Below are 9942 nucleotides of genomic sequence, written 5' to 3'. Positions count from 1 at the left end.
CCTTCAGCGCGGTGAAGTCGTTGTTGTACTTCGTGCGCATGTCGGTGTTGAGGTTCTGGTCGGCCAGCTTGGTCAGCGTCTCGCGGGCACGCATCAGCGCGTCGGACACGTTGGTCGCCGCGTTGCTGAAGACAGCGGTGGCGCCCTTGGCGATGTTCAGCTGGCTGTTGACCGCGTCGATCGCGCCCTTGTCGGACCGCAGCGACTGGGCGACCGCGAAGGCCGCGCCGTCGTCCACCGAGTCGGCCACCTTGTAGCCGGTCGTGACGCGCTTCTGGACCTTGTTCAGCTGGCCGATCGTGTTGTTGAGGCTCTGCAGAGCGACGAGGGCGCTCTGGTTGGTGTTGACGGAGTTTGCCATGACACATCTCCTTTTGGTCTGCGAGAGGCCCTTTTGAACCTGCGCAAAAGTCTATGCTCCTAGGCCAAACGCGTCAAGGGGTATCTGTAAGGGCAAGGGGGCCGCCGCCCAGGCGGATCAACGGGTTGGACTCCTACGACAGGAAGTTGATGAGGGACAGGCTCTTGGCCTGGGCGATGATCTTGTAGGTTGCTTCGAGCGCCGTGCTGTTCTGCGACAGCTTGGTGGCGACCACGGCCATGTCGACGTCCTCGACGTCGCCCAGCGCGACCGTGAGGCTGCTGATGACGCTCTCGTGCTTCTGGCCGATGTCCTGGATCTCCTTGCGGGTGATGCCGAGCTTGCCGACCTCGTTGGACAGGCCGGTGATCGACGTGCGCGTCGCGTCGAAGCCGTCCTTCAGCAGCGCCTTGTAGCCGTCCAGGTTGCCCGGCGGGCAGGTGATGGTGGCGGCCGTCGCCAGCGCGCGGAACATGTCCTGGAACACCGGCGCGTCGGCGCGCAGGCCGTAGCTGATCTGCCGGTCGACATCGACGCGGGCGATCATCGTGGCGCCGCCGGCCTGCTGCAGCGACGTCCCATAGAGGCCCGAGGTGCCGGCGCCGCCCATGTAGGCCTGCGGCGGGTTGGTGGCCACGGGGATCGACGCCAGCGTGGTGTTCGGCAGCCCGACGTAGCTCTTGAGGTTGGTGACGATGTCGGCCTGCTGCGCCGCCGTGGTGGCGCCCGGCAGGTTGGCGGTCATCTCCGACTGGAAGGCGGCGAACAGGCCGTTGACGTCGGGCACCGGCGCGTTGTGGATGTCGTTGCCGGCGAAGATGTAGCGCCCCTCGACCTTGGTGTTCAGCAGGTTCTGCAGCTCCTCCATCCCGCGCTTGCCCAGCTCGTTCAGGAAGGTGGTGTCGGGAACCGACGTGGTGCCGTTGGTCGACAGGTCGCTCGACATCTTGTTGTATTCGTTGCGCAGGTCGTTCAGCAGGTCCGTCATCTTGGACATCGCGGTGTCCATGACGCTGGCGTAGAGCGTCACGCCGGCGATGTTCTTTTGGTAGGTCGCCAGCTGGTCGTTGACCGAGCGGATGTTGATCGAGCGCCGCGCCTCCACGCCCAGGTCGCCGATGACCGTGCCGATCTTGCCGCTGGACGCCTGGCTGTTCAGCGTGACCTGCTGGCGCTGCAGCCGGGTCGTGTCGTTCAGCATGCGCTGGTACTGGCTGTAGCTGGAAATGTTGCTCATGGCTCAGGTCCTTCGTGCTCAGCGCACTGCCGAGAACAGCGTGTCCATCATCTGCTGCGCGGTCCGCAGGACTTGCGCCGACGCGCTGTAGGAGCGCTGCAGGATGGTCAGTTGCGCCATCTCCGTGTCCAGGTTGACGCCCGAGAGGTCGTTGCTGCGCATCTCGACGGCGTTCTTCAGTTCCTCGGTCCGCGTCTTGTCCGCCGTGACGTCGGCGCGCATCTGGCCCTGGCGCGCCACCAGCGTCTGCACGAAGCTGCCGAGGCTGGCGACCTGCGGCAGGTCGCTGGTCAGGTTGGCCAGCGGGTTCGGGCCCAGCGCGCTGTTGCGGAACCCCGCGTGCGGCTGACCGGCGACGTCCGCGGTGTCGCCCATGGCGTAGTTCAGGACGTTGAGGATGCGCTGGTTGGTCACCGCCGGGGCGCCGGCCGCCGGCGCGCCGGCGTCGCCGTAGCGGACGAAGTCCGGGTTGGAGACCGCCAGGTTCACCGAGATCTGCGCCGCGAATCCGACGTAGTTGCCCGGAATGTCGGCGGGCACCGGGCTGCCGGGCTTGGTCGGCTGCGCCGGGTACGACCCCGGCGTGCCGGTGAACAGCGTCATGCCGGCCGCCTCGAAGCGCATCGCCATCTTCTGCGCGAACTCGTCCAGCTGCCCCTGCAGCGTCGGGAAGGTGCGGTCGCGCAGCTCCAGCAGCGCGCCCAGCTTGCCGTCGCCGTTCAGCGCGCTGGTGATGTCGCGGCCGGGGGCGCCCTTCAGCGTGATGCCCGGGATGTTCCCCGGGGGGCTGGCGCTGTAGTACGAGTTGTGGTCCAGCGTGGTCTGCGAGAACTCCAGCTGCTGCGCCGAGCGGTCCACCAGCGTCAACCCGCTGCGGGTGGTGATGATGACCCGCTGGTCGTTGCTCTTCACCGTCTGGATGTCCATGTACTTGGACAGTTCCAGCACCGACTGGTCGCGCTGGTCCTCCAGGTGGGCGGTGCTCTCGCCGCGCTGCGACACGGCGATGATCTGGTTGTTCAGGTCGGCGATGCGCCGCAGGTTGCCGTTGATCGCCTCCACCGACGCGCCGATCTCGACCTGGGTCTGGTTGCGCAGCGTCAGCATCTGGCTCGACATCGAGTGCAGCTGCTCGGTCAGCGAGGTCGCCTGGTTGACCACCTCCAGCTGGTAGGACATGGACTCCGGGGAGGTCGACAGCTTGTCGAAGGCGTCCTGGAACTTGCCGTAGGTGGAGGCGAGCGACTGCGCGTCCTCCGGACGCCCCTGCATCTCCTCGACGCGCTGCAGGTAGGACTCCTTGACCTCCTGCCCGGACAGCGCGCCGGTGCGGCGGCGCAGGTCGGCCTGCAGGCTGGCGTCGACGACCCGCTGCAGCTCGCCCACCTGCACGCCGGCGCCGGTCTGGCCGATCACGACGGCGGACTGGGCCAGCGTCTTGCGGGTGTAGCCCGGGGTCTGCGCGTTCGAGATGTTCTGCGACACCGTATCGATGCTGCGCTGGACGACCTTCAGGCCGCTGAGCGCGTTGGCAATACTAAGGTCCAGTGACATCGAACTGCTCCGGTCGGTCCGGATGACGGAAAACATCATCCCGCCACCAGCGTAGCAAGCCCCGGGCCATCCCGCGGAACCCCTGATTTCCCTGGCTTTCCGCCGCCCGCCCCTGGGCAAAGGCCGGGCCGGCGCGGGCGGGGCCGTGGGCAGAAATTGCCGCTGGGGGAAAAAATGGCCCAGCCCCGGCGCGCCTTCCGTCCGCCCGTCCGTGGTGATACATCAAACGGCTGAACCGGCGCCGACCCGCCCGTCAGAACAGAGACTTACCGCCATGATCCGCTACTGCACGCGCTGCCTCTACCCGGAAACCAAGCCGGACCTGTGGTTCGACGAGCGCGGCGTGTGCAGCGCCTGCCTGAACTACGAGAAGCGCGCCACGGTGGACTGGGACGCGCGGCAGGCGGAGTTCCGCGCGGTGGTCGGGCGCTACCGGCGCGACGGCTCCAACTACGACTGCATCGTGCCGGTCAGCGGCGGCAAGGACAGCACCTACCAGACCATCCGCCTGCTGGAGGCCGGGCTGACGCCGCTGTGCGTCACCTCCACCACCTGCTCCCTGTCCGCCATCGGCCGGCGCAACATCGAGAACCTCAAGCGGCTCGGCGTCGATTACATCGAGGTGACCACCAACCCGCTGGTCCGGCGCAAGCTGAACAAATTCTGCCTGCAGAACATCGGCGACATCTCCTGGCCGGAGCACGTCACCATCTTCACCATCCCGGTCCGCCTCGCGGTTCAGCTCGACATCCCCCTGATCGTCTGGGGCGAGAACGCGCAGAACGAGTACGGCGGCCCGGCGGCGGCGGCGGAGAACAACGTGCTGACCCGGCGCTGGCTGGAGGAGTTCGGCGGCCTGCTCGGCCTGCGGGTCAGCGACATGGTCGGCCAGGACGGCATCCGCCCGCAGGACCTGATCCAGTACACCTACCCCAGCGACGCCGAGCTGGCCCGGGTCGGCGTCACCGGCATCTTCCTCGGCCACTACTTCCCCTGGGACGGCTACGCCAACGCGCTGATGGCGCAGGCGCACGGCTTCGAGACCTTCCCGCACATGGTCGAGGGCTCGCTGGTCAACTACGAGAACCTGGACAACCACCAGACCGGCATCCACGACTACTTCAAGTTCCTGAAGTACGGCTTCGGCCGCGCCACCGACATCGCCTGCAACCACATCCGCCGCGGCCGCATCTCGCGCGCCGACGGGCTGACCATGGTGGCGCTGCACGACGGCAAGTTCCCGTCCACCTACCTGGGCCGGCCGCTCGCCGACATCCTGGCCGAGATCGACATGACGGTGGACGAGTTCGTGGCGGTCTGCGACTCCTATACGAACAAGAAGCTGTTCAGGCGCGACCACCTCGGCCAGCTGATCCGCGACCGCGCCGGCAACCTGGAAAAGGTCAACCATGACAACGTCGGTCCTGATCGTTGACCACGGGCTCTGCAACCTCGACAGCATCGGCCGCGCGCTGACCGAGTGCGGCGCCCGCGTCGCCGTCTCCGCCGACCCGAAGGACATCGCCGGGGCCGGCCGGCTGGTGCTGCCGGGCGTGGGCACCTTCGCCCGGGGCATGGCCAACCTGCACGACCGCGGCCTCGCGGCGGCGCTGCACGAGGGGCTGGCGCAGCACCCGCGCCCGCTGCTCGGCGTCTGCCTCGGCCTGCAGCTGCTCGCCGAGTGGGGCGCGGAGGGGGCCGCCGGGGATGAAGGCACGCCGGGCCTGGGCCTGATTCCCGGCCGGGTCGAGCGACTCGATCCGCGGCCCGGCGAGCGGCTGCCGCACGTCGGCTGGAACCAGGTGCATCCGCGGCGCGACCACCCGCTGTTCCGCGGCGTCGCCGACGGCGCCGACGTCTACTTCGTGCACAGCTTCGCGCTGCGCTGCCCGGAGGAGAACCGTCTGGCCGAGACCGACTACGCCGGCGGCTTCACCGCCGCCGCCGCCAACGGCCTGGTCTGCGGCGTGCAGTTCCATCCGGAAAAGAGCCAGCACGTCGGCTTCACCCTGATCCGCAACTTCCTGGCGATGTAGGGGGCGATCCGGGGGCGGCCGGCCCGTGGCCGCGCCATGACGTCGGATCCCGCCGGCATCCTTGCCTCACACGATAGTTTTGTTGCTTTTCCGGATTTCATGGCAAACTCGTCATACAAGACCAAGCGGCCCGCCGGACGTGACGGCGGGCCGGAGCAAGGAGTTTCGATGATGGTGTCTGATCAGGGCGCGGCCGCGGGCCGTCTTGCAGCGGCGAACGCCGCCCTGGCCGCCGGCGACCTCGACGGCGCGGTGAACGAGGCTCTCGGGCTGATCGGCTCCGGCGGCGCGGAGGAGCGGCGCCAGGCACGCACCGTGCTCGACTCCGTGATCGACAAATCGGACCTGCACCGCGCCGCGCTGCTCGCCCGCTCCCGCCTGAGCGCCGAGTCCGGCGACCGCGTCGGCGCCATCAAGGACGCCGCCTCCGCCGTCACCGCCGCGCCGAAGGACGCCGAGGCGAACACCCTGCTGTCCGAGCAGATGGCCGCGGTCGGCCGCCTCGACGAGGCGGCGATGTTCAGCTACGAGGCGCTGAAGGCCGCCCCGGGCGAGGTCGGCCGCTACGCCCACCTCGCCGCCGTGCTGCGCCGCCAGAAGTCGTTCGAGGCGACGGAGGAGCTGCTGCGCACCGCCGTCTCGCTGGCCCCGCACGAGGCGGCGCTGGTGGCGATGCGCATGGACAGCCTGGTGCAGCTGCGCCGCCTGCCGGAGGCGATCGCGCTGGGCCAGGAGGCGCGCAAGCGCTTCCCCGAGGACGCCCGGCTGCTGCGCATGCTGGCCGCGGTGCTGCAGCTCGACGGCCGCGACGCCGAGACGGTGGCGGTGCTGCGCGACCTGCAGCGCATCGCCCCGAACGACGGCTACGCCCGCCACGTGCTGGCCTCCGCCACGGGCGGCACCCCGGCCAAGGCCGATCCGGACTTCGTGCGCGTCGTGTTCGACATGCTGGCGCCGCGCTACGACGACCTGATGCTGGGCGCCCGCAGCTACCGCGCCCCGGCGCTGATCGCCCAGGCGGTCAGGGCGCACACCGCCGGCAAGGACCTGTCCGTCCTCGACCTCGGCTGCGGCACCGGGCTGTGCGGCCTGATGGTGCGCGACATGGCGGCCACGCTGAAGGGCATCGACCTGACGCCGGCCATGGCCGAGTACGCGCGCACCACCCACATCTACGATTCGGTGGAGGTGGCCGACGCCGAGGCGGCGCTGGCCGCCGACACGGCGCTGTACGACGCGGTGATGGCCGGCGACACGCTGGCCTACATCGGCGACGTGGCGCCGCTGCTGGCGCTGCTGAAGGCGCACCTGAAGCCGGGCGGCGTCTTCGTCTTCTCCGTGGAGGTGACGGCCGACGGCGCGCCGCTGCGCCTCACCCCGGCCGGCAGCTTCGCGCACGGCCGCGGCGAGCTGGAGCGCCTCGCCACCGCCGCCGGGTTCACGGTGGCGCAGATGGCGGCGGAGAAGCTGCGGCTGGTCAACGGCGAGCCGCTGCGCGGCGTCGTCGGCGTGCTGAAGTCGGCCTGATCCGCCGGCCTGATCTGGGAGTCCCGTTCGAATGCCCCTGAAAGTCAACCTGCGCGCCGGAGAGCGGATCATCATCAACGGTGCGCTCATCAGCGCCGACAGCTCGATCGGGTTGACCATCCACAACAAAGTCACCCTGATGCTCGAGCGCCAGTTGGTCCGTCCGGAAGAGGCGACGACCCCGGCGCGCCGGATCTATTTCGCGATCCAGAACGCCTACGTCTCCGACCCCGAGGAGCAGCCGGCGTGGCTGGACCAGGCGAACCGCTACATCGACGACTACGCGGAGGCGACGACCACGCCGGCCATCCGCAAGAAGGTCGCGGCGATCCGCCTGCACCTCGCCTCCAGCGAGTACTACGCCGCCCTGCGTCTGGCGCGCGAGCTGTTCGCGCACGACGACAAGATGCTCTCCATGGGCGGATCCGGGCCCGAGGGGCAGCCGACGGCCGGGGAGTGAGGGCGTGGTGCGTCCGGCCGCAGCGGTCTTCTTCCAGGAGGACGGGTTCGCCCGCTCCGGATCCCGCATCGCCGGGCGCGCCGTTTCCGGCCACGGCTTCCTGAAGGCGCTGGCGCACGCCGAACCGGCGCGGCCGCTGGTGCTGTACGGCGACTCGCTCGACCAGCTCGACCGCTTCACCGCGCTGCAGAACCGCGATGCCATGGCGGTGCCGGGGCAGGAGGTGTGCTGGGCGCAGACCTTCGACGACCCGCGGCTGGTGCAGGCCGGCGCGCTGCACGTGCACGGCCTGGCCAAGGTGACCGAACTGGCGTGGCGGCGCGCGCGCGGCGGCGACCGGGCGGTCAGCCTGATCGGCCTCAACCACACCATCAGCACGCACGATGCCCAGGACGCGCTGGGCGCCTACCTGACCGCGCCGGTGCAGCCGTGGGACGCCATCGTCTGCACCAGCCGCGCGTCCCGCGCCGCCATCGAGCTGATGTTCGACGACTACGGCGGCTACCTCGCCCGCCGCTTCGGCGCGGCGCGCGTGCCGCGCCCGCACCTGGAGGTCATCCCGCTCGGCATCTGGTGCGACGAGTACGCCGTGCCCGCGGCCGACAAGGCGCGGCTGCGCGCGCAGTGGCGCGACCGGCTGGGCATCGCCGGCACCGACCCGGTGGCGCTGCACTTCGGCCGGCTGACGCACCTCGGCAAGGCGCACCCCACGGCAGGGTTCCTGGCGCTGCAGCGGGCGCGCGAAGCGCTGGGCCGGCCGGTGCACCTCGTGCTCGCCGGCTGGTTCGCCAACGACGGCATCGAGGACGAGTACCACGAGGCGGCGCGCCGCCTGTGCCCGGACGTGCGGCTGCACATGCTCGACGGCCGCGACGACGCGGTGCGCTTCTCCATCTGGCACGCCGCCGACCTGTTCGTCTCGCTGTCCGACACCATCCAGGAGAGCTTCGGCATCACGCCGCTTGAGGCGATGGCCGCCGGCCTGCCGGTGCTGGTCTCCGACTGGGACGGGTACCGCGACACGGTGCCGGACGTTGGGCCGGACGGCGGGGAGGTGGGCGTGCGCGTCCCCACCCTGGCCCCGGCGCCCGGCGACGGGCAGGCGCTGTCCGACTGGTACGAGGACGGCATGCTGGGCATCGACGGCTACGAGGGCTTCGCCGCGCTGGCGACCGCCGTCGACGTCGGAAGGCTGGAGACGGCGCTGCTCGACCTCCTGGGCGCTCCGGACCGGCTGCGCGCCATGGGCGAGCGCGCCGCGGCGTTCGCGCGGGCGACCTTCGACTGGCCGGTGGTGCTGGAACGGCACCGCGCGCTGTGGGCGCACCTCGCCGAGCTGCGCGCCGCCGCGCCCGGGTCCGGGCCGATGCCGCACCCGCTGCGCCCCGACCCGTTCCGCCAGTTCGCCGGCCACCCGACCCGCGCGCTGACGCCGGAGCTGCGGCTGTCGCGCCGCCCCGACCGCTCCGAGACGCTGGTCGGCGACCTCTCCGCCCTGTCGGTGCATCGCTTCGCCGAGCCGGTCATCGGCTTCACCGACGTGGCGCACGGCGTGCTGGCCCGGCTGTCGGCCGGCGACGCCACGGTGGGCGAGCTGACGGCGGGCTTGCAAGGGCCGCCGCGCCAGCAGATGGTGTGGACGGTCGGCTTCCTCCTGAAACTCGGGCTGATCCAGGCCCACCCGCCATGCTGAAGACCCGCATCATCCCCACCCTGCTCTACCGCGAGAACGGCCTGGTCAAGGGGCGCGGCTTCGACAGCTCGCGCCGGGTCGGCGGCGCCCTCCAGGCGATCAAGGTCTACAATTTGCGCGAGGTGGACGAGTTGGTCTTCCTCGACATCGCCGCCACGGCGGAGGGACGCGGCCCCGACCTGCCCCTGATCGACGAGCTGGCCGACCACTGCTTCATGCCGATGACCGTCGGCGGCGGCGTGCGCGACCTGGAGGATTTCCGGGCGCTGCTCTCGGTCGGCGCCGACAAGGTGGCGGTCAACACCGCCGTCCTCGCCGACCCGGCGCTGGTCGAGCGCGCCGCGGCGGCGTTCGGCAGCCAGTGCGTGGTGGTCTCCATCGACGTGCGCGGCTCCACGCCCGGCACCTGGGAGGTGGTCGGCCGCAACGGCGCCCAGCCGACCGGCCGCCACCCCGTCGCCTGGGCTCAGCAGGTCGCCGGCCTCGGCGCCGGGGAGATCCTGCTGACCTCGGTCGAGCGCGACGGCACCATGGAGGGCTACGACCTCGCCCTGGTCGAGGCGGTGAGCGCCGCCGTCGGCATTCCGGTGATCGCCTCAGGCGGCGCCGGCTCCTACGCCGACATGGCGGCGGCGGCGAAGCGCGGGGCGGCGGCCGTCGCGGCGGCGGCGATGTTCCATTTCACCCAGCAGACGCCGCGCGAAGCCAAACTGCACCTCGACGCCGAGGGCATCCCGGTGCGCCTGCCGGTGCGGGGCTGAGTCCCGCCATGGCGCCGGCCCTGCTCCCGCCCCCGCTGGTCCTGATGCGGATCCTGCTGTCGTCCGACGCCGACGCCCTGCTGCCCTACGCCCGCGCCGCGCTCGACGCGCAGGACGCGGAGTCCGGCACCTGGATCGCCCGCCGCGCCGCGGCGCTGGCGCCGGAGGCGGCGTGGCCCTACGTGGCGCTGTCGGTGCTGGCCGACGACGCGGCCGGCGCGCCGCTCGACCGCCGCCTGCTGCGGCTGGCGCCGGACGACGACCAGACCGTGCGGCGGCTGGCGCAGCGTCTTGCCGCCCGGCCCGACGGCGG

10 protein-coding genes are annotated in these 9942 nt (G+C 70.9%); 7 read left to right on the top strand and 3 right to left on the bottom strand.

What is annotated here, in order from left to right:
* The 3 genes from ACRWK7_RS29345 to flgK form a co-directional block, all read right to left on the bottom strand.
* Positions 1–361 (bottom strand): flagellin (locus tag ACRWK7_RS29345; protein WP_431860438.1); only part of this gene is annotated, 361 nt, incomplete at its 3' end.
* Positions 362–494: 133 nt separating this feature from the next.
* Positions 495–1598, bottom strand: a complete 1104-nt coding sequence (locus tag ACRWK7_RS29340; RefSeq protein WP_431860436.1) for a flagellin — start codon at positions 1596–1598, stop codon at positions 495–497.
* A gap of 18 nt (positions 1599–1616) precedes the next feature.
* Entirely contained in the window at positions 1617–3152 is a 1536-nt protein-coding gene (flgK, locus tag ACRWK7_RS29335) for a flagellar hook-associated protein FlgK (RefSeq protein WP_431860434.1), read from the bottom strand.
* Positions 3153–3426: 274 nt separating this feature from the next.
* Here flgK and ACRWK7_RS29330 point away from each other — a divergent pair, with 274 nt between their 5' ends.
* The 7 genes from ACRWK7_RS29330 to ACRWK7_RS29300 all read left to right on the top strand — a co-directional run.
* Positions 3427–4587, top strand: coding sequence for an N-acetyl sugar amidotransferase (locus ACRWK7_RS29330; protein WP_431860432.1), 1161 nt, complete (start codon positions 3427–3429; stop codon positions 4585–4587).
* Entirely contained in the window at positions 4562–5188 is a 627-nt protein-coding gene (gene hisH, locus ACRWK7_RS29325) for an imidazole glycerol phosphate synthase subunit HisH (protein WP_431860430.1), read from the top strand. Before ACRWK7_RS29330 ends, hisH begins: the two co-directional genes overlap by 26 nt.
* A gap of 168 nt (positions 5189–5356) precedes the next feature.
* The gene (locus ACRWK7_RS29320) at positions 5357–6715 is read left to right on the top strand and encodes a methyltransferase domain-containing protein (RefSeq protein ID WP_431860428.1); all 1359 of its coding nucleotides are present in this window, start codon (positions 5357–5359) and stop codon (positions 6713–6715) included.
* Positions 6716–6746: 31 nt separating this feature from the next.
* Positions 6747–7175 (top strand): flagellar biosynthesis repressor FlbT, encoded by a 429-nt coding sequence (locus tag ACRWK7_RS29315; protein WP_431860425.1) that lies wholly within the window; start codon positions 6747–6749, stop codon positions 7173–7175.
* A gap of 4 nt (positions 7176–7179) precedes the next feature.
* Entirely contained in the window at positions 7180–8868 is a 1689-nt protein-coding gene (locus tag ACRWK7_RS29310) for a glycosyltransferase family 4 protein (protein WP_431860423.1), read from the top strand.
* On the top strand, positions 8862–9629 hold the full coding sequence (gene hisF, locus ACRWK7_RS29305) for an imidazole glycerol phosphate synthase subunit HisF (RefSeq protein WP_431860422.1): 768 nt from the start codon (positions 8862–8864) through the stop codon (positions 9627–9629). Before ACRWK7_RS29310 ends, hisF begins: the two co-directional genes overlap by 7 nt.
* Positions 9630–9637: 8 nt before the next feature.
* Positions 9638–9942 (top strand): hypothetical protein (locus ACRWK7_RS29300; protein WP_431860421.1); only part of this gene is annotated, 305 nt, incomplete at its 3' end.

Source organism: Azospirillum sp., from assembly GCF_050789165.1.
The sequence above is the reverse complement of the archived record's forward strand: the minus strand, read 5'-3'. Positions and strand labels throughout refer to the sequence as shown.

Excerpts from the sequence above, each read along its gene's own strand:
- ACRWK7_RS29340 (WP_431860436.1), bottom strand. The coding sequence starts at position 1,598 with ATGAGCAACATTTCCAGCTACAGCCAGTACCAGCGCATGCTGAACGAC.
- flgK (WP_431860434.1), bottom strand. The coding sequence starts at position 3,152 with ATGTCACTGGACCTTAGTATTGCCAACGCGCTCAGCGGCCTGAAGGTC.
- ACRWK7_RS29330 (WP_431860432.1), top strand. The coding sequence starts at position 3,427 with ATGATCCGCTACTGCACGCGCTGCCTCTACCCGGAAACCAAGCCGGAC.
- hisH (WP_431860430.1), top strand. The coding sequence starts at position 4,562 with ATGACAACGTCGGTCCTGATCGTTGACCACGGGCTCTGCAACCTCGAC.
- ACRWK7_RS29320 (WP_431860428.1), top strand. The coding sequence starts at position 5,357 with ATGATGGTGTCTGATCAGGGCGCGGCCGCGGGCCGTCTTGCAGCGGCG.
- ACRWK7_RS29315 (WP_431860425.1), top strand. The coding sequence starts at position 6,747 with ATGCCCCTGAAAGTCAACCTGCGCGCCGGAGAGCGGATCATCATCAAC.
- hisF (WP_431860422.1), top strand. The coding sequence starts at position 8,862 with ATGCTGAAGACCCGCATCATCCCCACCCTGCTCTACCGCGAGAACGGC.